16 protein-coding genes and 1 tRNA gene are annotated in these 24,518 nt (G+C 46.3%); 11 read left to right on the top strand and 6 right to left on the bottom strand.

Annotation, left to right across the window (positions count from 1 at the left end; all coding sequences use genetic code 11):
- Window positions 1-22 precede the first annotated feature (22 nt).
- The 6 genes from RBB12_RS05610 (at window position 23) to RBB12_RS05585 (ending at window position 3,366) form a co-directional block, all read left to right on the top strand.
- Window positions 23-385, top strand: a complete 363-nt coding sequence (locus tag RBB12_RS05610; protein WP_288933044.1) for a metal-sensitive transcriptional regulator — start codon at window positions 23-25, stop codon at window positions 383-385.
- Window positions 386-537: 152 nt separating this feature from the next.
- Window positions 538-807 (top strand): thioredoxin family protein, encoded by a 270-nt coding sequence (locus RBB12_RS05605; protein WP_306013282.1) that lies wholly within the window; start codon window positions 538-540, stop codon window positions 805-807.
- Window positions 808-824: 17 nt separating this feature from the next.
- Window positions 825-1,694 (top strand): hypothetical protein, encoded by an 870-nt coding sequence (locus RBB12_RS05600; RefSeq protein WP_288933041.1) that lies wholly within the window; start codon window positions 825-827, stop codon window positions 1,692-1,694.
- 28 nt (window positions 1,695-1,722) lie between these two features.
- Window positions 1,723-2,208 (top strand): heavy-metal-associated domain-containing protein, encoded by a 486-nt coding sequence (locus tag RBB12_RS05595; RefSeq protein ID WP_288933040.1) that lies wholly within the window; start codon window positions 1,723-1,725, stop codon window positions 2,206-2,208.
- A gap of 5 nt (window positions 2,209-2,213) precedes the next feature.
- Window positions 2,214-2,555 carry a hypothetical protein gene (locus RBB12_RS05590; RefSeq protein ID WP_225604890.1) on the top strand — a complete coding sequence of 114 codons (342 nt, stop codon included), beginning with the start codon at window positions 2,214-2,216 and terminating at the stop codon, window positions 2,553-2,555.
- Entirely contained in the window at window positions 2,545-3,366 is an 822-nt protein-coding gene (locus RBB12_RS05585) for an NHL repeat-containing protein (RefSeq protein ID WP_288933038.1), read from the top strand. Before RBB12_RS05590 ends, RBB12_RS05585 begins: the two co-directional genes overlap by 11 nt.
- A gap of 201 nt (window positions 3,367-3,567) precedes the next feature.
- On the opposite strand, the gene RBB12_RS05580 is transcribed toward RBB12_RS05585, so the two are convergent.
- Together RBB12_RS05580 and dinB are read right to left on the bottom strand one after the other, a co-directional pair.
- Window positions 3,568-6,549 (bottom strand): DNA polymerase III subunit alpha, encoded by a 2,982-nt coding sequence (locus RBB12_RS05580; RefSeq protein WP_288933036.1) that lies wholly within the window; start codon window positions 6,547-6,549, stop codon window positions 3,568-3,570.
- A complete protein-coding gene (dinB, locus tag RBB12_RS05575; protein WP_220114596.1) occupies window positions 6,549-7,763 on the bottom strand; it encodes a DNA polymerase IV in 1,215 nt (404 codons plus the stop codon). The genes RBB12_RS05580 and dinB overlap by 1 nt, the downstream gene beginning before the upstream one ends.
- A 119-nt stretch (window positions 7,764-7,882) precedes the next feature.
- Here dinB and RBB12_RS05570 point away from each other — a divergent pair, with 119 nt between their 5' ends.
- The gene (locus RBB12_RS05570; RefSeq protein WP_225604893.1) at window positions 7,883-8,641 is read left to right on the top strand and encodes an SOS response-associated peptidase; all 759 of its coding nucleotides are present in this window, start codon (window positions 7,883-7,885) and stop codon (window positions 8,639-8,641) included.
- A 45-nt stretch (window positions 8,642-8,686) separates the two neighbouring features.
- Here the strand turns inward: RBB12_RS05570 and RBB12_RS05565 are convergent, their stop codons facing one another.
- Window positions 8,687-10,483: a ParB/RepB/Spo0J family partition protein gene (locus RBB12_RS05565; RefSeq protein WP_225604894.1), complete on the bottom strand. Its 1,797-nt coding sequence runs from the start codon at window positions 10,481-10,483 to the stop codon at window positions 8,687-8,689.
- A gap of 600 nt (window positions 10,484-11,083) precedes the next feature.
- On the opposite strand from RBB12_RS05565, the gene RBB12_RS05560 reads away from it, so the two are divergent.
- Together RBB12_RS05560 and RBB12_RS05555 are read left to right on the top strand one after the other, a co-directional pair.
- A complete protein-coding gene (locus tag RBB12_RS05560) occupies window positions 11,084-11,698 on the top strand; it encodes a DUF6088 family protein (protein WP_067036133.1) in 615 nt (204 codons plus the stop codon).
- Window positions 11,695-12,693 carry a nucleotidyl transferase AbiEii/AbiGii toxin family protein gene (locus RBB12_RS05555; protein WP_090294737.1) on the top strand — a complete coding sequence of 333 codons (999 nt, stop codon included), beginning with the start codon at window positions 11,695-11,697 and terminating at the stop codon, window positions 12,691-12,693. The genes RBB12_RS05560 and RBB12_RS05555 overlap by 4 nt, the downstream gene beginning before the upstream one ends.
- Window positions 12,694-12,930: 237 nt before the next feature.
- Here RBB12_RS05555 and RBB12_RS05550 read toward each other — a convergent pair whose 3' ends face one another.
- Together RBB12_RS05550 and RBB12_RS05545 are read right to left on the bottom strand one after the other, a co-directional pair.
- Entirely contained in the window at window positions 12,931-14,205 is a 1,275-nt protein-coding gene (locus RBB12_RS05550; protein ID WP_067036128.1) for a site-specific integrase, read from the bottom strand.
- A gap of 222 nt (window positions 14,206-14,427) precedes the next feature.
- Window positions 14,428-14,501, bottom strand: a tRNA-Pro gene (locus tag RBB12_RS05545).
- Between RBB12_RS05545 and RBB12_RS05540 the strand changes: the two genes are divergently transcribed.
- Window positions 14,468-14,890 (top strand): hypothetical protein, encoded by a 423-nt coding sequence (locus tag RBB12_RS05540; protein WP_306013283.1) that lies wholly within the window; start codon window positions 14,468-14,470, stop codon window positions 14,888-14,890. The two genes, RBB12_RS05545 and RBB12_RS05540, sit on opposite strands and share 34 nt — an antisense overlap.
- Before the next feature lie 46 nt (window positions 14,891-14,936).
- On the opposite strand, the gene RBB12_RS05535 is transcribed toward RBB12_RS05540, so the two are convergent.
- Window positions 14,937-23,243, bottom strand: a complete 8,307-nt coding sequence (locus tag RBB12_RS05535; protein ID WP_306013284.1) for a T9SS type B sorting domain-containing protein — start codon at window positions 23,241-23,243, stop codon at window positions 14,937-14,939.
- A gap of 155 nt (window positions 23,244-23,398) precedes the next feature.
- Between RBB12_RS05535 and RBB12_RS05530 the strand changes: the two genes are divergently transcribed.
- On the top strand, window positions 23,399-24,517 hold the full coding sequence (locus tag RBB12_RS05530; RefSeq protein ID WP_306013285.1) for a PQQ-dependent sugar dehydrogenase: 1,119 nt from the start codon (window positions 23,399-23,401) through the stop codon (window positions 24,515-24,517).
- Window position 24,518 lies beyond the last annotated feature (1 nt).

Raw genomic sequence — 24,518 nt, 5'->3', positions numbered from 1 at the left:
TATTGCAATGAAATCGAAACCTATGATACCGAAAGATTTAAGCCAGGACATCAAAACGAGACTTCAAAGCATCAATGGACAGGTGAGCGGCTTGGCCAGGCTATTGGACGAAGGTTCTGACCCCGAGAAGATTCTGGTTCAGTTCAAAGCGGTGAAGAAGGCCTTGGACAAAGCGCATTACCTACTTCTCGACGAGACCTATCGAAAGACCCTTGCCATCATGATATCCGAAACTGTCGAGGCCTGTCCAGGAAATTGCGGCAATGAAGAACGTATCGAATTTATCAGAAAACAATTTCCAGATTTGGAATTGGACAACCTGACCGAAAAGATGAAGGAGATAGATGCGCTCAAGGCCAAGCTCGAAAACCACAAAAATGATTGACCCCACAACCACAGGCGATTTGATGGCCCGCACGATGTGGGCCATTTTTTTGAAATTTTATTTGGTGACCACCCCACCTACCTATCTACCTTTGATTCGTTGTTTGAACTCAATGACGCTTAAAGAAATTTTAAATAGTTAAAAACAGAAATATGAAACGTCAAGTAGAAGTTTTTACGGCCAATTGTCCGGTCTGTGACCCAGTGGTCAAAATGATAAAGGAACTGGCCTGCGATACATGTGAGGTAACGACCTATGATCTGGTCAGGCAATGTGAAGACAAGACCTGTCTTGAGAAGATAGATGAATACGGCATCAAGAAAGTGCCCGCCGTGGTAGTGAACGGCGAGCTCTTGGATTGCTGTAGGTATTCGGCAATCACCGAGGCGAAATTGGTGGAAGCAGGAATCGGACAATCCTAATTAAAAAGTGTTTGAGTATGACTCGCAAAGTATTCCCGAAAGTATCGCTGAACGTTCACTATGTCAAATTGATATTGCTATTGGCCATATCAGGATCGGGGATGGCCCAGGGCCACGGCCCGCTCTATGGACTTCAGACACCGACCCTTGCCAAAGGCGGGGTCGATTTGAACGTGGCCGGCATGAGCCTAGGCACAGAAACCGAAACCTCCTATATGTTGCGCTACCTATTTTCCTATGGCATTACAGAAGATCTACAGGTAAACCTTACCACGCCCACAATGATAGAACGGTTGGGCGAGACGCCAAGGACACGGGGCAATAGCAATATGCCCGCCAATGGGGATATCGAGGCTTCCCTTTGGTACCGTTTTTTCTCGAACGCCTTTGGTGTGGGAAAGCGGTTTGAGTCCACTGCCATCGTGGGTGTTTCCGCTCCTACCGATAATGTCAGGGGACAGGTCAATGTCGGCAACGCTATACATGCGGCCATTTCCACGGGCTATGCCTCACGCACTTGGTATGCATGGATCGGTGGCGGTTACCAATATTATTTTGAAAGTGATGACGAACGATTGGGCGACCTGCCCTATGCGAGTGCCGTTGTGGGGTACCGGCCCAATATCTTTATGGGTGATTACCCAAAACCCGATTGGCGCATCTTTATCGAATCATTGGCCGAATTCCCTGGAGGCAATAAAATTGATGGACAACTGGATTTTAGCGATACGCGCAGTACAAAGGTTTTGGTGGGACCTTCTTTCCTAGGACTTTACGGTGGTTGGGGCATATCCTTTGGTGCGATGGTTCCAGTAGTACAGGATTTGACACCCGGTTCGGTAAAAGAAAGGTATCGGATTGCCGTAAATTTAAGTTATTGGTTGTAAACACAGTATAAATTAAAAAGCACATAAAATGAAAAACATCAAAATGATGGCCCTGATCGGTATTTTTGGAATAGGCACGATAAGCGGCCAAATCGCCAGGGTTGACCAAGAAGTCTATGGAATGGACTGCGCACCCTGTGCCTATGGATTGGAACGCGGGTTGAAAAAGATGGACGGGCTTCAGGAGGTTCGCGTCAGCCTGAACGATGGAAAAGCGTATTTGGGATTGGCCGAAATAAATGACCTTACCTTACGTAGCATTCAGGAAGAGGTCAAAAAGAACGGTTTTTCGGCAAAGAAAGCCGAAGTGGTTCTAATGGGTAACGCAACGAAAGAGGATGGCCAATGGTACATCGAGACCGATAACGAACGGTTTGCGGTATCGCAGGATACATCTATCGAATTGGTTCAAAAATTGGCGGTGGGCAGGACAACGCTAAGTGGCACGGTACAGGATGAAGATGATGATAATCTCTCGGACCAATGGGAGATCATACTGTCCAAAATAGAATAGGCCTTATGAAAGTAATTCTCAAAATGGTATTGGGCACCAGCTTGGTAGCGGCCCTTCTTCCGGTAATGTGCTGTTTGGCCCCGACCTTGTTGTCGGTCGTGGCGGGACTGGGTTTCTTGGGTGGGAATTTTGAATGGGTGCATCCCGTGCAGCCCTATCTGACCACTATTTCGGCAGGAACGCTTGGGTTCGCCCATTTTAAAAACATCAAAAATGAAAGGAAATGTGGGAATGCAGGTCCTTGTCAAAACCATGGACAAAAGCACCTCATTAATTCGTGGACGCTTTGGACCGTTACATTTCTGGTTTTAATACTTACGATAGTAAACTATGGATATGAATATTAGACCCGCACATATTATTCAGGTTGTTTTTTTACTGTCCCTTATGTCAAGTTGTGAGCAGCCCGAGAAACAATGGCAGTTCGAACGGAAGATCATGCTGCCCGAGAAAGCCCGACCCTTGGCTTTGGCCAAAGATGGTGATGCGATATGGTTTTCCGATCCTGATTATTTTAGGCTTTACAAGATCGACCGGGACGGAGAGCTGTTGGATTCGATTACTGGTATCCAGCGACCAATGAACATCCATATTGACAATGGCACCCTGTTTATTCCCGAATTTTTGACGGACACCATCTGGCAATATAGAGATGACAAAAGATGGCCTTTGAAACTATCCAAAAGACCACAGGCCCCATCAGGGGTTTCCATTTACGGAGATACAGTTCTTGTAGCCGATTTTTATAACCACCGAATCATCGTACAGACACTGAATGAATGCTTCACTATTGGTAGGCAGGGGCACAAAGATGGGGAGCTGTACTATCCGATAGACGTAAAGATGAAGGATAACAGGATATATGTGGCCGATGCGTACAACAGCAGAATACAGGTATTCGGGTTCAATGGAACACACCTAAAAACCATTGGTGGAAATGAAAAAATGAACGTCGCTTCAGGTATTGCAATGGGGGAAAGGGAGTTCGCAATTACCGACCAGGAAAATAGTAGGGTGCTGATTTACGATTTTGACGGAGTATTGAAACAGGTATTGACCGACCATATCAATTATCCAACGGATGTTCTGTTCGACGGGAATTACCTTTATAGCACGAATTTTAAGGAAAACTCAATTTTAATCTGGTCCAGAAGATAGTGACATAAATCGGGGTTAATTCACTGGCTCCTAAAAAGGAATATTTTTCATAATAATAGAACTTTTTTTTATAAAAAATTTGGTTTTTAATAGAGAATATAGAAAGTGACATCGGCTACGGTTTTATGCCCTCCCTTGTCCGAGAAATATTTTCCCGGTTTATCTTTGGGCAGTATTGATCGGAATAGGTTCTACACCCCATTATTTGGCCATCAGTGCACCCGTACCTACCTGCCTTGGGTCAGGTTTCAAGGGCTGTTTGAGGGTCGAGATCACCTCCAGACTGTAATGTCCGAACTCCTCGGTCACAGTTCCGTGGCATAAATAGATGCCCTTTCCGTGAATGGGAGTGGATGCCATCGTTTGGGGGAAGTGTACACAATCAAAAAAGTGGCCTTCCAGATCGAGCATGGTGGTAAAGCGCATGGTGTCCCCTTTGGACGTGGTGTTCAAACGGGTATGTACCAGGGAACCATAGATCCAAATCTTTTGATTGACTTGGGCCCCAAAATCACTGGCGGTCAATCGGCTCCTTACCTTGCCATCCATGAGTTCGTAATATCCACATAACGGAAAGCCCAAGAGTTCCATTTGGTCATAGGCATCCTCATTGGGATGGGAAGGTAAATTCGGCAATGTAAAATGCCTGTGATTGGGTTTAAACAGCTGTTTCTGGACAGTTTCCTTTCGATGGGCCTTGGTCTTGAACACGGCCTGCCAAAGCAGTTGTTTCTTGGGCACTCCAAAGACACGAAAGGCATCGATACGCACCAAGATGGTCAACTGTTCAAGGGCAATGGGGATACGGTCGATAAAATCATCAAAATCCCGGAATTTGCCATGGAGTTGCCTTTCGTTGAGGATGCGTTGGATGACCAAACGTTCCAAACTCCGAAGTTGTCCCAGTCCCAAATAGATGTGTTTCCCATAGATAGCATTGACATGGTCACTGCGGTTGATACAGGGCGGATGGATAATTCCTCCCCACATTTTAGCCTCATGGACATAGAGTTCCGTATCATAGAACCCTCCCCCATTGTTGAGCACAGCCACCATAAACTCCAGAGGGAAGTAGCATTTCAGATATAGGCTCTGGTAGCTCTCCACGGCATAGGAAGCCGAATGTCCCTTGGCAAAGGCATAGCCCGCAAAACTCTCGATCTGTTCCCAGACCATTTGGGTCAGGGCAGCATCGTGACCCCTTTGCTTGCAGTTTTCAAAAAACTTCAACCTGACCGCCTGGAACTCTTCCCGGGAACGGAATTTTCCGCTCATCCCCCGTCTCAGGACATCGGCTTCCCCAAGGTCCAATCCTGCAAAGAGGTGTGCCACTTTGAGCACATCCTCCTGATAGACCATGATGCCATGGGTCTCCGGCATGATTTCCAACAGGATGGGATTGGCTTCCTTGCGTCGTTCCGGTTCACGTTCCCTTCGGATGTATTCATCCTTCATTCCAGAGGAGGACACCCCGGGACGGATCACGGAGCTGGCCGCCACCAGTCCCAAATAGTCATGGGTCCGCAATTTCTTCATCAGACCCCGCATGGCCGGGGATTCCACATAATAGGCCCCAATGGCCCTCCCTTGGCTCAACAGTCGGTTGATGTTGACATCCTGCTTCATCGCCTCCACGCTCTTGATGTCCCAAAGCACGGCATCCGGTTGGTTGCACTTGATGACTTCCACTGCCTCCTTGATCTTGGCCAATCCCCGTTGCCCTAGAATATCAAACTTGAACAGGCCCACATCCTCGGCAATGACCATATCGAACTGTACCGTCGGGAACCCTTTGGGTGGTAGTGTAGTGGCCGAATAATAATGCTCAGAACGGTCCAGGATCAGGATGCCCGAGGAATGCACACTGATGTAATTGGGCATCCCATGGATATAGGTGGCGTATTTGAGCACCAATCGGGCCAGTTCGTCCAAGGCTCCCTGCTCGTACCGACCCGAACTAAGCTTATCGATTTCCTCGGTGGGCAGGCCGAACACCTTGCCCAGTTCCCGAACGGCAGCCCGGTACTTAAAGGTGTTATAGGTGCCCAATAGGGCCACATGTCCGAAACGCTTGAAGATATAGGCCGTGACATCATCCCGGTCCCAAGTGGAGAAATCAATGTCAAAATCCGGGGGCGAGGCTCGAAAGGGATTGATGAACCGTTCGAAATAGAGGTCCAGTTCAATGGGATCCACATCGGTGATCCCAATAAGGTAGGCCACCAGACTGTTGGCCCCACTTCCCCTACCCACATAGGGATAACCCTTGGACTTGGCATATGAGACGATATCATGGTTGATCAAAAAGTAGGACACAAAATCCAGCTCCTGGATGGTACGCAGTTCTCGGAACATACGTTCCCTGACCTTTTTGGTCGGATGGGCATAGCGTCGGGGCAGTCCTTCCAAGGCCAGTTCCCGCAATCGTTCCACATCCATGGCCTTGGATGCTAAAAAACGGGACTGGTTTTGGGAAACCCGTTCACTTCCAAACCCAAAGGCAATTGTACAGGAGTCCATTAGCCGCTGTGTGTTCTCCAAAATATGGGGAACATCGGCCAAAGCCCTTTTCAATTCCTCCATGGGCCGAAGGGTATCGGTGGGTCTGGCCTCCTCAGACTGGGGGAGTTTGCTCAATAGTGTGTTCAAGCCTATGGCCCGAAGTAACCGATGGGTATTGAAATCCTTTTTGCTACGAAAGCTCACGGGCTGTAACAACACCAATCTGTCGGTATAATCCCGATACTTGGAGAACCGTAATTTCCGGAGCTCTTCCACGGATACCCCAATGTACTCATAAGCCCGGAAGTCCGTTCGTTCCTCTTCCTGTATCTTCTCGAAAGGATAGATGACATGGACATGTTCAAATATTGGAGCCACGGAGGGAATGGATGTTCCCTTATGCAAATGTTCAGAAAGAAAGGCATTGATTTCCCGAAACCCCTCATTGTTTTGTGCCAGGCCCACAAACTCCTGTACGTTACCGTTGCGAAAATCAATCCCCAAAATGGGACGTATCCCCTGTTCGTTGGCCAATCGCACAAAGTTCATGCCCGCCGAACTATTGTTGATGTCGGTCAGGGCCAAGGTTTCCACCCCATGGGAACGGGCCAACTCCAAGAGCTCTGTTTCGGAGAGCACCCCGTAGTTCAAAGAGTAATATGTATGACAGTTCAGGTACATTATTGCTGTCTATGGGCCAATAAAATGGGAGGCTGTCCGTCAAAAGGGTTTCCGCCCCTTCCAATACTGTGTGCCCCCATGGCCGAGGCCCGCATCAGACTGGATTCCCCAAAACGGTTCCGTACCCGGTCCATGGCCTGGTAGAGGTTGAGCAGTTTTTCATCATCGGCAAAAAGGTCTATCTGATAATGCCCTCCCACGATATGACTGTAGTTGACCCCAACAAGTCGGATCAGCATCCTCCGGTCATAAAGGGAGGTAAAGAGTTCCTTCACCAAGGGTACCAACACATGGTCCGCAGAGGTATAGGGAACCCGTTTCTGCTTCGTATAGGTCTTAAAGTCACTATATCGGATCTTCACACTCACACAGCCCGTCATCTTGTTGGCCCTTCGGAGTTGGTAGGCCAGGTTCTCCGCCATGGCGAACAAGGTAGTCTCCAATTTGACCATATCGGTGGTATCCTTCCCATAGGTCCGTTCCGTGGAAATGGACTTCCGTTCATGAAAAGGGACCAAGGGGGAATTATCCAGCCCTTGGGCCCGCATCCAGATGGTCCGTCCATGCAGGCCAAAGGCACTTTCCAACATTTCCAAGGGCAGTTCCTGTACGGTCTGTATGGTGGTCACCCCCATATTGGACAACAATCCATAGGTCTTCTCCCCCACCGAGGGCAGTTTACGGATGTGCAGGGGTGCCAAGAACTCCTTTTCCAGTCCAAGGTCAATCTTCATCTGGTTGTTGGGCTTGGCCTCCCCTGTGGCCACTTTGGAGACCACCTTGTTCTGGGACAGTCCAAAGGAAATGGGCAACCCCGTTTCCCTCAGAATCCGTTGGCGCATTTCGGAGGCATACTTATAGCAGCCAAAAAAGCGGTCCATCCCCGAAAGGTCGGCATAGAACTCGTCCACACTGGCCTTTTCAAAGACCGGCACGCTCTCCTTGATGATCTCGGTCACATTGTCCGAAAACTTCATATAGGTCCCAGCATTACCTTTGATGACTGTTGCCTCAGGACACAACCTCCGGGCGACTTTCATGGACATGCCGGAGTGCACCCCAAAACGCCGGGTCTCATAGCTGCAGGCCGCCACAACCCCTCTGTCCCCCAACCCTCCGACCAAAAGGGGCCGCTTCATCAGACGACTGTCCAGTAGCCGCTCACAGGAGACGAAGAAGGTATCCAGATCGAGATGGAGAATGGTGGGTTTCATAAAACTTATTGGATTTATTCCTATTTATTGGAAAATATCCAAATTTACTAAAAGTGATAATCCATTTCAAAACTTTAACAATTTTGCCTAACTTATGGCTACATTAATGCAACCTCAAGATGTGTTACTCGACAAGACAGACCCGCGAACGAAAGGAACTGGAGAAATTGCTCTCCGTCAAGGCCATGTACGGTGACCTTGACACTGATGTGGAACTGATCTATTTCCACGCCAATGGATGGAGCCATCCCGTGATGTGGACCTTGGGCCAGGAAGAGCCCAATAATTTGCTCCCTGCCATGTGGGGTATCATGCCCCCAAAGGAAAATCAGGAAAATTATACGGAGTATTTCAAGAACCCCAAGACCTTTGGGGGATTGAATGCCAGATCCGAAAAGCTTTTTGATCACTTCGTGTACCGGTATTGTTGGGAGGACCAACGTTGCATCATTCCCGTGGACGGTTTCTTTGAACCGCATAATACCAAGGTGAAGGTCAAGGGCAAGGACTTTAAGGTTCCCTTTTACTTCCATAGAAAGAACGGTGACCCGCTATATCTTGCAGGCATCTATACAAACACCTCAGATGGAAGAAGGACCTTTGCTGTCCTCACCAAGGATGCCACCCCTATGTTTGAAGAGATCCACAATGAAAAGAAAAGGCGACCCGTGATCATAGATGATGAAAATTTAGATGCTTGGTTACATAACGGCAACAATGAATCCGACGTTCAAGATCTTATCGATGACGATTTATGGGAAGGTGATCTCGAAGCCTATCCCGTCACCAAGGATCTATATAGTAGAAGTGTGGATTCCAACTATCAGGGTATCATAGACAAAGTGGATTACGAAGAAGTGTCGATCTCCTATAGATGACCATAAAAAAAGAGGGGCCTGTTTCCAGACCCCCAGTGATAAAAATCAATCCTTGAATACCTTGGCCTGCTGCTCCAGGGCAACTACCCTTTCCTTGATCCGTGCTTCTCGCTTTTGCCGACTTTCGACATAGGTTTCTTCAATGGCCGAGATCTTGTCCTTGTAAAAGGATAGCATCGCCACATAGAAGGATTGGTTGGTCATGTCATTGGTATGGTTGCTTTCCCCAAGGTGTACCTGCCTGGTCAACAAAAACCGTATCAGTTTATAGAAGGCCTCTTTCTTGAAGTTTTGTTTGAACCGGGCCACCAGCTCCTCTCGGGACAATTTGGAATCCTCCCCAATGAACCCCTCAAAATGTTCCCTTTGACTATAATATCCAATGTTGTTCTCGAACAGTGAGATGGAGATGGCCACCATTTCATCCGTGGTCAAAGGTTTGTTCCTATTGATGTAATCCGTTTCCCGGATCATATCCACCACTTCCTTGAACTGGTGGTTGTTCTCGATCTGTTTTTTCCTAAGTTCCCGTGCATTGATCTTGATGATCTGTTCCTCTGGGGAACATTCGGCCATCTTCCGTTCCTCCAAGGACTTGGCATCTGAACTTCCATTATTGGTTTCTTCCCTGACCTTTACAAAAATGGACTGTGTCAAGTAGGTATCCGTTTCCAGTAGAATACCCTTTTCAAATCCATTTTCCACGGCCTTGTCCCATGCCTCCTTTTCCTCGGTGAAGGATTCCAAAGCTTCGTCAAGGAATTCAGCCAATTCTTCCTCGGTGTATTCATAGTGCCGGTGCTCTTCTTTAATGCTTTTCATGGTAGGCTCAACAGGCTCCTTTAAAATTTCGAATTCATTGGTCAAATGTACTTCTAGACCTTCTTTTTCCATTTGGGCCATGACCCACTGGTTGCGTTCCTCGTCCACCCAATATTTGTTGATGTTGGGCACCAGTTTCAATCCTTCCTTTTTTACTCTTTTCAGGAGTTGCAAAAAGGTCTTTGTCTTTTTGTTCTCAAAACAGGAGGTCCGGGTACAGACCATCTTCCCTTCCCCGAACAAGTTGCCTTGGTTGGCAGCGTTGAAAGGGCAGGCAACACATGCCCCTGCTTTGGGCAATAAGGTCTTATCTGTCACATCAAAGCTGGCCTTGGTCAGGTCAAAGGTTCGGCTCTCGATCATCCGTTTGATTCGATGTTCCTGAAATTTCCCTTCCAGGCTTTCCAATAACATCTGTTGTTCGCCGGGCTCAAAAAGTGCCACTGCGACTCCCAAGGACAAGGTCATTTCCCCATTTCGGACAAAGGCCTTGAATCCCTCGATTAAACCGGCCAATTTGATACGCTGGCGGATAAAGTTCTCCGAACGCCCGAGACGTTTGGCAATCTCAACGGGTTCGTAACGGTCCAACAAAAATTGGATGGCCTCGGCCTCCTCAGTAGGTTCCACATCTTTCCTTTGGAGGTTTTCGATGATCTGGACTTCCAAAATTTCAGAGCCCGTATATTCCCTTATCATGGCTGGAATAGTAGACAATCCTGCCAATTTACTGGCTCGAAATCGCCTTTCACCCATGATGATGATATAGCCGTCATCAGATTTTCTCACAGTGATGGGCTGCAATACACCATGCTCGGCAATACTCTGTGCCAAATGATTGAGACTTTGTTCATCCAAGGTTTTTCTGGGTTGTGTCGGATCTGGCGAAACCAAACCGATTTCCAACATCTGGATCTGTGGAACAGAGTACTGTTCCTTCTGCGGTGCGGGTCGGTTTGCTTTTGATGATTGGTCCGCATTCCTTTTGCTTGTCGTTCTTTGTTTTGTTTGTGCTTCCATGATTTTTTGGATTTTTGGTTAAACAATATTTGAGCGGAAACCAAGCGGAAGACAAAATTTTGGAGTGGCAAGGAAACGGAATAAACAGTGACCATCGGAACGGTTTTATGCCGTCCCTTGTCCGAGAAAATAGTGCGAGCTTAACTTTCGGGAATATTGGTAAGAAAATAAAAGTTATAAGGCAAAATTCAAGCGTTGGTGCCTGATGTGATTTATAATGGTTTCAAAAGCGCTCCTTGGGAACCCAATGGTTGCCCTTACCATGCATATAGACAAGTTTAAGAATTTTGGCCCAAGAGCACACTGTTCATTAATTTGTTTATAACACACCGTCGACCAAGCCCCTACCCCATTGACTTTCTTCCTGGAAAAAACTAACTTCACTACATGGTAAACATCGGTGTTCATGAGCTATTTTGATATTTCGAGTGAATTGTGAACACCGATGTTTACCATGTGGAAAATTTGCCTAGTGCTGTTGGTCAAGACCAACAGCACTAGGTTTACACCCTCCATCTTTTGTAATTTTCACTCTTGTCTCCCCAAAAATTTATTCGTCACATTTTTTTACTAAATTTGTGACAAAAAATAAGTTACAAAATGCCCATACCCACTGAAAAACTTATAAAAAATTCAATTTCGAACCATAAGCGTGGAAAAATTTTTTTCCCGAAAAACTTTTCCAAATTCGGTACATCTGAAGCGATAAGGCAAGCATTGAAAAGGTTAGAGGACAAAGGTTTTTTGATCCGATTGGCCCAAGGCATTTATCTATATCCCAAAGAACACAAGCTACTTGGGACGTTATATCCGTCTTTGGAAGAAATTGCCAAAGCAATCTCTAAAAGGGATAAGGCCAGAATTATTCCCACTGGGATTCAGGCGCTCAACCAACTGGGGCTTTCCACACAGGTACCTTTGAATTTAGTTTACTTGACGGACGGAACTTCCCGTACCATATCCGTTGGGGAAAATACAATAAAGTTTAAAAAGGCTTCCCCTAAAATTCTAGCCGTCAAGAGTGAGACCAATATTCTTATCATGCAAGCCCTGCGCCAATTGGGCAAACACAATATAGATGACAAAACCTTGGAGAAAATAAATATGATACTCCAAAAGGTTGATAGAGAATCAATAGTTCATGATATGAAGCTAGCTCCTGTTTGGATTTCTGAAATTATGCAAAATTCACTATCAAAAAGGGAACCGACATGAAGGAATGGTTTGATTTATCCGAACAGGACAGAAGAGAAGTGATTGTTCAAACAAGTATTTTAAAAGGCCTTCCACAGGCGGCCATAGAAAAGGATTGGTGGGTGGTCGCTGTCCTTCGCACCCTATTCGAAACCAAATATTCAAACCATCTGGTTTTCAAAGGAGGTACATCCTTGAGCAAGGCATGGAGACTTATTGAGCGCTTTTCGGAGGACATAGATCTGGGTATGGATAAATCCTTTTTTGAATTTGAGGGAGATCTTTCCCGAAAACAGGTTAAAAAACTTAGAAAGGCATCATGCAAGTTTGTGAGCGAGATACTGCCACAAGATTTAGAGGATAAGCTTCATGAAATGGGCATCAAGGATTTTACCATCCATGTCCGCGATTTTGAAGAATCAGATACTGATCCCTTGGCCATTGAAATCCGCTATAAGTCATTGGTCGACAAGGTTCCCTATTTAGAACCCAGAATACTGGTTGAAATAAGCTCCAGGTCACTTCGGGGACCCTTTGAAAATAGAGAGGTTATATCGTTTATTGGGGAAATGTACAAAGGCCTATCCTTTGCTGATAAAGCCGTTTATATACCCACAGTTTTGCCTCAACGCACATTTTTGGAAAAACTGTTCCTATTGCATGAGGAATTTCAGAAACCAAAAGAACGGGGACCAATAAGAGGTCATCGAATGACAAGGCATTTATATGATGTATCCAGAATGATGGATACAGGATTTGGGGAATCGGCAATAAAGGACAAAGCATTGTACGACAAAATTGTGGCACACCGAGAAGTATATGCACGAATATCTTGGATCGATTATTCAAAGCATGGTTATAAAACTTTGAATTTCATTCCACCTGAAGAAGTTATGGCAGAATGGGAAGAAGATTATGCGGAGATGAAAGAGAGCATGTTCTATGGTAAAACGGAAAGCTTTAAAGATTTAATCAACAAGCTAACCGGCTTGAGAGATAGGTTTAATTCAGCCTAGTTCATTTTGATTCCAATTGTTCTCAAATAGCCCAGAAACAGGACTCAAATGTTAAAGTAGCGTTGAAGTAGAGTCCCTTTCCGCGACAGCTGACTTTTGACCCCTTGAAACTAAGTGTCCTGTCTTATCTGTTGAAGTCGAACTGCATTCGATATTGCGCATAAAACAACCCGCTCATCAGCAAAAACTGCTTTCCTGAAAGGTATTCTAAATAGAAATAACAATACCCCTACAGCTCTACCGTACAATTCTCAAATTGGGAACCCCACTGTTATCTTGAATTTTATGGCTGCTCTCATCCAATATGTTTTTCAATTGGGCCATGTCCTTACTGATTTTCTTTTCCACCACCCTTGCATACTTTTGGGTCGTAGAAAGCTTGGTATGCCCCAAGAGCTTGGAAACGGTCTCTATGGGTACGTCGTTCATAAGGGTGATTGTTGTTGCAAAGGTATGTCTGGCCACATGGAACGTTAGGTGCTTATCAATATTTGCCCTTTGTGCAATGATCTTTAGGTATTGGTTCACCTTTTGATTTGAGTACACAGGAAGAACAATATCTTCATTTTTGGGAAAATCCGCATACTTCTCCAAGATTTTCTTGGCTTTGGTCAATAGGGGGACCTTGACTTCGGTCTTGGTCTTTTGGCGCTTTACATCGATCCATAGTTCCCCATCGATGCCGGATACGATACCGTTGGGTTTGAGAAGTTTGATCTCAATGTAGCTCAGTCCAGTATAGCATGCAAAAAGGAAAATATCGCGGACCAGTTCCATCCCCTTTTCCTCGAATTTCAATTGGCCCAGTGCCAAGATTTCCTCCTCTTCCAGAAAAGCACTGTCATAATCCTCCATTTTCACTTTATAGAGGTTGAAGGGATTCTTGGGGATGCAATCAAATTTATAGGCCATGGTCACCAATTTCTTGAACCGTAGCATATGTTTCATGATGCCATTGTTGTTCAATGTTTGGAACGACTTGATGGGTTCGCAGTTCCGCAGGAAGTTTTCAAATTCAATCAAAAAGGCATAGTCAATGGAGGCCAACCCAATATCGGGCACCCGATATTTTTTGGCAATGAAACGTTTCAGGTAGGTCTCTGTAGAAGAATAGTTCTTGACTGTCCCTTTGGCCAGTTTGGGCAACTCATAGGTTCGGTTATACTCCAAAAGGTCCAATAGGGTGAGCATCACCTTGTCCTTCCCCAGATATCTAAGCTTGATGGATTGTGCCGTTATAAAGTTGCTCTCCGCACAGAGTTGTCGATGGCATTCCAGTAATTTTGCCCGGACGTCGTCCAAATATTTGTTGACAACAACGGATTCACTGGCCCTATGGTCCATTTTTCCCAAAATAGGACACCATCGTTCTTCAAAAGTTGATCGATGGACACTGAGATCTGCATTTTTTCCTTTACATCTGATTCGGACATAAATTGGAAAACGTCCATCTTTTTTTCTTCCTGATTTTTTCAGCCAAAAACTGATACTGAAGGCGTTAGAGGTATTCATGTGTTCTCGCTTTAAGTTAAACTTTGGATTAAGCGAAAGTCAAATCACACGAAAAATCAATTACGGAAGTACAATTTAGGGAATTTTTCCCGACAAAAATAGGACACTCTATAGGACATCCTCATCGATGGTTTCAGATGGAAATAAAAAAAACCAGAAAAAATTAATTTTCTGGTTTTCAATTAATTAAGGTTTTACTTAGTGTCATAAAACCATGGTTCGTCGGGATGACTGGATTCGAACCAGCGACCACACGCACCCCATGCGTGTACGCTACCAGACTGCGCCACATCCCGAAATCAGCTTAATGCTGATAAAATTTCAAAAAATAAAACCCAAATTTAAATTCCGCCCGACTGCAAAGCAGTCTGGGTACCAGACGGAGTTTATCCTGAGCGTAGCCGATGGGCCACATCCCGATATCAGCTTAATGCTGATAAAATTTCAAAAAACAAATCCCAAATTTCAATTCCGCCCAACTGCAAAGCAGTCTGGGTACCAGACGGAGTTTATCCTGAGCGCAGCCGAAGGGCCACATCCCGAAATCAGCTTAATGCTGATAAAATTTCAAAAAATAAAACCCAAATTTAAATTCCGCCCAACTGCAAAGCAGTATGGGTACCAGACGGAGTTTATCCTGAGCGTAGCCGATGGGCCACATCCCGAAAAGGGACTGCAAAAATAAAAATTTTGGTGATATTTAGGCCTTGTGACTGAAAATCTTTTTCATCCTATTCCCGGTATAAGGTAAAGTGTCCCACAAATTGCTGGTTCTCACTATCGTTGGCATTTACCACGTACCAATAATCTCCCGTAGGCAATGGTTTACCATCATAGTTTCCGTCCCATTTCTTCACCTGATCAAGTCGGGCCACTACCCTACCATACCGATCATAAATGATCACGTCGATAAAGGGGAAGTACTCCCTGTTCTCCGGATACCAGAAGTCGTTCAGGTTATCCCCATCGGGTGTGAAGAAATTTGGCATTTCGGGCATGCCTTCAAAATTGAACGGCATAACCAAGGTGGCCTCACATCCATTTCGGTCGCGAACCCGAATACTGATATTGGAGTCCTGGGTTACATTGAAGGTATTCACTTCTCCAAAAGATTCCCCTTGGAAGAAGTATTCGTAATCTCCAAACCCTCCTGTTGCTATAGCTGTAATCTCATCCGGACCCGTCTTGGTCGCTTCCAAGGTCAAGGGTTCGTAGGCCTCTATTTCAAATTCGACAAAGGTGACGCATCCATTGGCGTGATAAATATAGACCGTATGCATACCTGCTGGCAAATCCCCAAAAGTTCTTTGGGTCGTTGCTTGTTGAATATCTTCTACATCCAACGCAAACAGGAGATCCGGCAATTGGGAACCATCTGCAATGTTTACCGTAACCGTACTGTTTGGGAAAATCCCTTCACAACCGTACTCTACCACGGGTTCAGCGACAATATCCACACCCACCCCGATTTCTGCCACCACATTGGTTTGGCATCCATTGGCATCACGCACAAATACTACGTAGGTTTCACCTCCTTGGAGATTATCGAAGAATAGGCTGTCGTTCTGAACAAAATCAGCGTCATCGGCAGAATTAACACTCGTATAGTAGGGTGCTGTTCCACCGGTTACTTGCAAGGTCATGCTTCCATCCCCATCTCCCAAACAGGTTTCGGGGGTGGTGTCCACTACACCCGCTACCAATTCCATCGGTTGGGTAATTTCCACTGTTCTGGTAATGGTACAGCCCAAATCATCCTGAATAATAATATCATACGTTCTTGGGGCCAAATCATTAAATGTTTTTCTGTTCGGATTGTTCGGGTCGTCGCCTTCAAAAAACTCGCTCAGGGTATCGGAAATCGAATATCTGATCTGCCCTGTTCCACCACTGGCTTCAATGATAATCTGTCCGTTCATATCACCGGCACATTGCACGGGAACCGCTTCCAAATAATCCAATACCAATGGGTCTTTGGGCTCTATCACAATTGGGTCCGATATGGCCTCACATCCGCCACTTTGTGCATATACGTAATAAGTACCAGGGTTCAACTCCCTAAAAATACCTGAGCTTTGGGCCGGACGAACAATCGATGCCGCGGTTGGTGGCACTGTATTCGAGTTGACCAAGGTATAGACATAGTTACCTATGCCTCCAAAGGCTTCTGAACGTATGATTCCCGTCGCCTCACCCGCACAATTAATGGTGGCGTTGGTCAAATCCAAAGCAATCACCAAAGGTGCTGCGGGATCTAGCGAAATCTGGTTGGATTTCTCAAACGGACAACCATTGGAGTTTTGTACATCGTATTGGAAGGGTCCTGGATCTACGGTAATATCGGCTGCAATCTCTACACTGGTCATTCCTGTACCAAAGGGGATAAAAGGATCGGTGGTACCCGCTCTTCGGTAGAAATAATCCACACCTGGTTCCGGGTTGGTCACCGTAAGTTCCATACGGCCCAAATCCCCACAACCTGGAGGTTGCAGCTCTACAAGTTCTGCTATCACAATCTCTGGATCTTGCACCTCTATTGGAATGGTGGTAAAGCTACAGTTCCAGCCATCAAAAATGGTGATGGTGTATTCTCCTGCAGATAAATTGGCAAACCTTGGGGTGGTCTGCAATCCACTGTTGGTGCCATCCGTAATTCTGTTCAACTGGTACAGGTAATTGCCAGGACCTTGTCCGCCTGCTTCATTATAGGCTTCGATTACCGCATCATTATCATTGTTACATGCAAGTGGGCTTACCACTTGAATATCTGCGGAAATTGGCGTAGGCAAAGGCAAATCAATATCCATGGTAGCCTCGCAGCCTCTCAAATCCCGAACGTTTACCGTATAGGTGTCGGTGGAAAGATTCTCAAATACGGGGTTGGTATTCGGATAATCTACCAGAATGGTGCCGTCCGAAGCTACCAACTGGTACTCGTAGGTGCCCCATCCACCATCGCCCGATGCTGTAATCTCACCAAAACCGGGAACGTTACAGGTCACTGGAGAAGTTTGCACCGCGTCCACGGTAAGAGGACGATCGGGTGAACGTACCGTTGTTACATTGCTCACTGCATCGCAAAACGGCGAATCCAAAGCTTCGATTCGGACCACCAAATTACCCGCTGGAACATTTTCAATACGCTCAGGAGAATTGATAGGTGCATTGGTATCGAAGGTCCCTGTTACACCGGTAGATGTTTCAACGCCAGCGTTATCCCTTGAAAAGACTTCATAATTGTAAACACCAGAGTAGTTGGAAATGTCCAAACTGATGACACCATCGTTACCGTTGAAGCAGGTGACGGGTTCCAACTCGGCAATCACGGCATCAATTGTGTTGTATTCCGGCATATTGATGGTGGTCGTTAAGTAGGTACAACCGCCGCTGCCAATATCGGTCACCGCAAAAATGTAATCCCCTGGGGTTGCAATATCCCATGTTACCCTGTCGCTTCCACCAGAGCTGCGAGCAGGCTCTGAACCCAAGGGCAGAATTTCCACCTCGTAATTCCCTGGACCTTCATTGATGATGATATCAATTGAACCTGGGGTCACTCCACTGCCGGATGCATCACATGTAATTTGATTGACATTGTAGCTAAATGTTATATCGGTAGGGGTATTGATGTTTACCGTTGCTGTTTGCTCACAACCATTTTGATCGCGAGCCGTTAAGATTATCGACTGATTGGTTCCATTGTCAATCACCTCGAAAGTATTGCTCGTCTGGAAGTTGGTTCCATCAAATTGTGGCGTTCCATCGTTCATGCTATAGGTATAGGAACCTGAACCAGTTGGTGTTCCTGTTCCGTCTCCATTATCATCAGTATAAATGGTAATGGTGGCCGTACTGAATTGATTACTGGATGGATTACAACTAAACTCTGTGTTTACTGCATTGATCATCAGTTCGGTAGGCTCGTCGATGATGATATTTCCAGAGCGATCCGTACATCCCCTGTCGGAGACAGCTTCTACCTGATATGTACCAGGTTGCAAGTCATCAAATACAGGAGAACCTTGGGGTCCCGCAATCACAGTGGCGGTGGCCCCTTGATACAGCACATAGTTGATGGGTGTATCGGTATCGGTTCCGGGTTGGAGTTCCACCGTAATGGTTCCGTCATCTGCTCCAAAACAGGTGACATCGCTACTTGGCGTAGCTGAAATCACTGGCGTATCCACTGTGGAAACAATTACTTCCGCTTCATCCGAACACAAAGGAGAGGTGTTGGAATCCAAATCGGTTACCAAAATATTATAATCTCCGGGCATCACATTGGTAAACACATTGGTGGATTGGGCCGGGCCAATATTGGCCAAGGTGCCTGCATCCCTCAACTGGTATTCGAAGTTACCGCTACCTCCAGTGGTGTTCACCGTAATTTCCCCGTCCCCTGCATTACAGGTAGGATATGAAGTAGCATCCGCAGAGATTGCAAAGAAATCAAACACCTCGGCCGTAACGGTATTGGTACAACCGTTTCCGTCCCTAACGGTGATGACATAGCTTCCAGGATTGGGTACGATAAAAGTAGTTCCCGTCTGAAAACCACTTCCGATATCGTACTGGAAGGTTTCTTCTGGTAGACCGGAACCTGTAGACAATGGAGATACAATATCAATTTGATATCCACTGGTCGCAGTACACTGATTAACCACGTCGATTACAGGGTCTGGCACACCAGCTTCTTGGGTGACCGTTAAAGTGGTCAGCGCGGTACATCCGTTTGCATCCTGAACATAAAAGTCGTAATCCGCAGGGTATGGTCCGGGAATCTCAAAGGTGGTTTCCGAAGCAAATGTGGTAGGCGCGGGATCTCCCGTGGGCACGTAGGCATAATTGTAAGGACCGGTGGTTCCAAAACCTCTAACCGTTACCAATGCGCCAACATTACAGGTAGCCTCCACAAAATTGTCAATGGCAATGGATACCGAACTGATATCGATAAAGGCCAAAGTGCTGCCACTACATCCATTGGTGTCGTCGCGGACAATGATTTGATAATTGCCAGGAGCCAATCCGTTGATGGTTCCGTTGTAGGGAATGGTTTCCCCAGTAAACGAACTGCTGGATACATTGGCGCCCGTATCCGTATTTTGAACGGTAATGGTAAAATTACCTGGTGCCGAAATACCAGCCACCTCATAGTCAATGGAGCCACTGCCGGCCACATTACAGGAAGCCGACAAGGATGTTGCTGTTACCGCGACCGGATTACTTGGTCCAATCGGGTCAATTTCTTCGATATAGGTACATCCCAAAGCATCCCGTACCTCAACAAAATAGGTGACGCCCGGGACTACCTGACCTGTAAAATCATAGGTGTCGCCCCCAGATGTCGCGGGATTGAATGTGGGTTCTCCCACCAATCTAAATTCGTAAGGCGCCGTTCCACCCGTAGCTCTAACCCGATAGGGAAACGAGGTATCTGAACAAATGGCAGGGTCAGGATCCAAAGGAATCAGGTCCAACTGATTTTGGTCAATGACAACAGGGTCACGGTCTTCACAACCTTGTGCATCGGTGGTGATAAGGGTGTAATTGCCCAATGGCAAATTCGGAAAGTTTACGGTGGTACTGGCAGTTCCTGTTGATGCTGCCACCGTACCGCCAAACTCATCCACCAATACATAATCGAATGGAGCTACGCCATTATTGATTGTGGCCAAAATGGAACCGTTCACCGCTCCGGCGGAACAAACGGCATCCGTTGGGGTAGCGGTTGCGTCCAATGGGGCACTGGAACCTATGGTTACCGAATAGGCCGGACTCACACAGCCTCGGCTATCACGGATAACAAAACCACCATGGGTTCCCGCTCCGTAGCCTGAGAATATATTTTGTGTGCTAAATGTCGCACCATTATCATTACTGAACTCGTAAGGGGGTATCCCTTGGGTGGTATCGGGAATCAGCTCCACTACACCACTGGCATTGTCACCACATTGGGTGTCGGTTGCCACAGCGGTACCTGCTATGGTTTCAGGTGGGGAAATGGTCACGGTGTTGGTTTCGGTGGTACAACCTCTCGCATCCGTAATCATAAACTGGAAGGTGGTATCGGAGATGATGGAGCCATCATTCGGGATACTGTACACAAAAGAGTTTCCAGAAATATTGTTGTTGTCCGAAGTGTATGGTGCTCCGTTAATACTTACTTCGTAAATATCATAATCGCCCGAAGAGGTATAACCATTACTGATGTTCACCTGAATCTGTCCGGGAGGGCCTGCACAATCCAATTCTTGAATGGTGGTCGCATTGGCCATTACCTGTGGCTCGATGGTCGCTGTTACGGTATCCCTACAATCATTGGCATCCACTACCTCAATGGTGTAGGTACCAGGGGTGAGACCGTTAAAGCTGGCAGTTGCACCCAAAACTCCTCCGTTGATACGGTAGCGATATGGTGCCAAGCCTCCTGTAGCATTTACCGAGAGGGTGGCCGCCGTAAAGTTGTCATAGCAAAAATCGGATGCTGCAGCATCCAAAGTTAAGGTTGGCGCATCCAGTCGGGTCAAGGTAAAGCTATCGGTAACGGTACATCCGTTGGCATCGGTAACACTCACTTGATAGGTGCCATCTTGTGAAAGGTTGGAAAAAGTACTTCCATTTTTGGGACCACGGGTAGAACCATCTGGCTGGGTCAAAGTATATCGGTTACCGCCCCAACCACCAACAGTATTGATGCGAACGGCTCCCGTATTTCCATTTTGACAGCTCATTGCGGTTACATCAAGACTGGAAATAGCGAATGCGGTGGACGGTTCTTCAATCACCAAGGTAGCAGTATCCGTGCAATTGGTTTCCTCGTCAGTTACGGAAATCACATAGCTTCCTGCCGCCAAACCTGTCAACGGAATGATGCTGTTGTTTTGTCCTGTGGAAACGGGCCCACCATCAATACTGTAGCTATAGGTGGTATTGAAACCGTCCACCAAAAAGCGTCCCTCTCCATCGGAATCCCCAACGCAGGTCACTACTCGGGTCTGCTGCCCTTGAACACCAATGGAACTGATATCCGTAATGGCATAGTTTTCATCATAGGAACATCCTTCGCTATCGGTAACCCTAAAGGTATAGGTTCCCAGGCCCAAACCTGTAAACGTATTATTGCTTCCATTGTTTACGGCACTCGTCGCTGGAGCGATAATCTCATAGGTATATGTTCCAGAACCACCGGTAACGGTCAAATCCAAAGATGCTGTGGTCGTGATACAATCCAAGCTTGAAATACTAAAATCCAAGTTGGTAGGCTTGTTCAGGGTATTGAACACGATATCGGGAAGTGCTTGCACACATCCATTGGCATCCCGAATCATGGGAGTGTAGGTTCCAACACCAAGGCTCGGGAACACAGGGTTGCTGCTAAAGCCGGCTCCTACGCTGTATTCATAAGGTGCGGTTCCTCCAGAGACCCCCGAGATGGTAATCTGACCACCATTTTCATCACCGCATGTTGGAACAGCGTCCGGTGTGGCGGTTGCGGTAATCGTCGACGGAGTGCCTATGGTCGCTGCTTGAGGTGTTGTGGTACACGTAAAAGAGTCCTGCTCATAGCGAAGTACCACATCATAATTGCCTGGGGCCAGGTTGGAAAAGGTATTGCTTATCTGAAAGGTTGCCCCATTATTGACACTATACTGAATTTCGTATCCATATCCATTGGTCACATTCACGGTAATCCTACCATCGTTGGCGCCGCCACAATTGGCATCCTCCTCGGTAAAACTGAACACGGGAGGCGGGATATTCTCCACATCCACAGCTGCGGTACGTTGACATCCATTGGCGTCCTCCACCAAAATATTGTAAGTGCCAGCCGAGCTTACAGAAAAAGAGGAAGTACTGGAATAGGTGGAACCGAATGGACCTCCATCCACACTGAATCGATAGGGTGCTGTTCCCCCACTTGTGGTCACATTGACATTAACGGATGTTGCCCCACAACCAAAACTATCGGATGCCGTTGCCGAAACCGCCAATGGGCTGATACCCCCACCGATAACGATAGGGTCCCCATCAACGTCGGTAGTGATGGTTTCGGAACAGGAATTGGTTTCAACACGAATAGAATAAGTACCTGGACTTACATTGTCAAAAGAATACGAATCAGCACCATTGGGTCCGAATGTATCCACCGATACTCCATTTTTTATAAGCCGATAAGTGTAAAAACCAGGAACCCCAGATACCGCAACATCAATACTACCCAATTCTCCACTACACAAAATATCATTGGCGGTAACGTCCACATTGATATCCAAATCACCTACGGTGACCAAATTGGACGGGAATACACATGCAGTTTGGGACACATTTTTTAATCGTACAAAAACTCGATAATCGCCAGAGGCGGTGATATCAAAGAAAGGATCATCTTGATAAGGTCCTGCGGAACTGTTCAAACTATATTCGTACCCTGCTGGGACATTGGTTACCTCTACCCTGCCGGGATTACCACAAATAATATCTTCTTTTATGAGTTGTGGGTTAAGTGGGTTAAGGGTGGATTTAAAGTAGTAGTACTGTCCAGAGTTGACCCGTACCCTATATTCGCCCGCTGCCGCCAAATTAAAAGTGGAACCCGTTCCCACGGTGTTCCAAGTACAGGCGTTGTTGATGGTGGGACAATCGTCCACTACGGTAGGGGCACAACTATTGGGGTCCAATCGCTGCCATTGGTAGGAACTTCCAGATTGACTTAGGGTAAGCGTCCGAACATCACTGGTTCCGCAAAGGAAGAACTTGGCCAAGGTACTTCCATCGTTTGGACAAACCACTTCCTCGTTCGCACCGTTGATGATAGTGGAGAACATAGGAGCTGTTGCGAGCAGTTCATTGTCTTCGGTAAAAGATTCCTCTGCAGCAACTTCGGGAATCTCGTTTTGGGTATCCGACACTGCGTTACTGGAAACAATTTTGGTAAGTATCCGAGTAACGTTTGTTTTTGCTAATACCGTGGAACCGAATATTGATATGAACACCAACAACACGACATATAGCAAATGCCTTGTTTTTTGTGGGAGCATAGGGTTAAGTCTTGTTTGGAAGAATACTTCAGATTTGGGACCTTAATATTCTAGATAGTAATTTTCTGTTCGTATAAATTTCTTTTTATCTTCAACACACCCAACCATAATAAATGGTCGTTTATCTATTAAATCTGTTATTTCAACGTAAAATTATGCAAAATAGTCTCTTATTTCCCATTTTTTTCGTTGTACTGCTTAGTACATCCTGCGCGCAAACTTCGGATAAAGAGATAAAAACTCCCGAAACCCTTGATTTTACTGCTGAACTCGTGATTGACGACATTGAGAACGCTTGGGGCATGGTTTTCTTGCCCAAAGGCGGCATTTTTTACTCGGAAAAGTCCGGAAAACTAAAATTTTTTCACTCTGGGAGGGTAAGCGAGATTGAAAATCTACCGGAGGTGTACAACCGAGGACAGGGCGGTTTGATGGATATTGAACTACATCCCAATTACGAAAACAATGGTTGGATCTATCTCTCCTACGCCTCTACGGAAGGAAACGGAAAAGGGGGCAACACCGCCATCATGAGGGCCAAATTATCCAACAACAAATTGGTCCAGCAAGAAAAACTTTACAAGGCGTCTCCCAACTCCACAAGAGGACAACATTTTGGGTCCCGAATTGAATTTGACAGGGATGGTTACTTGTTTTTTTCCATTGGGGAACGTGGCAACCGGGATGTCAATCCACAGGACATTACCAGGGATGGTGGTAAAATTTATCGGTTGCATGATGATGGTCGCATTCCCGATGACAATCCATTTGTGGACCAAGCGGAAGCCAAAAAAGCGATTTGGAGCTATGGACATCGAAATCCACAGGGATTGGCCCTGCATCCCGAAACCGGCCGACTTTGGGAACACGAGCACGGTCCAAGGGGCGGGGATGAAATCAACATTATACAAAAAGGAAAAAACTACGGATGGCCTATAATTACCTACGGCATCAATTATAGTGGCACGCCAATCACAGATGAAACCTCACGCCCGGGAATGGAGCAACCGCTCTATCAGTGGACTCCCTCCATTGCACCATCGGGAATGGCGTTCGTTACTTCGGACAAATATCCCAAATGGAAAGGAAGCTTATTGGTGGGGTCTTTGGCCTTTCAATATTTGGAACGATTGGAAATGCAGGACAACCAAGTGGTGTACCGTGAAAAATTGATGGATGGTATGGGAAGGGTTCGCAATGTGAGGCAAGCACCTGATGGTTTTATTTATGTTAGTGTTGAAGGCAAAGGGATTTACCGACTGGTTCCCAAATAAC

Origin of the sequence: Allomuricauda sp. MMSF_3307, from assembly GCF_030733585.1 — a bacterium.
GTDB lineage: Bacteria > Bacteroidota > Bacteroidia > Flavobacteriales > Flavobacteriaceae > Flagellimonas.
This window is presented reverse-complemented; position numbering and strand designations above follow the sequence as displayed.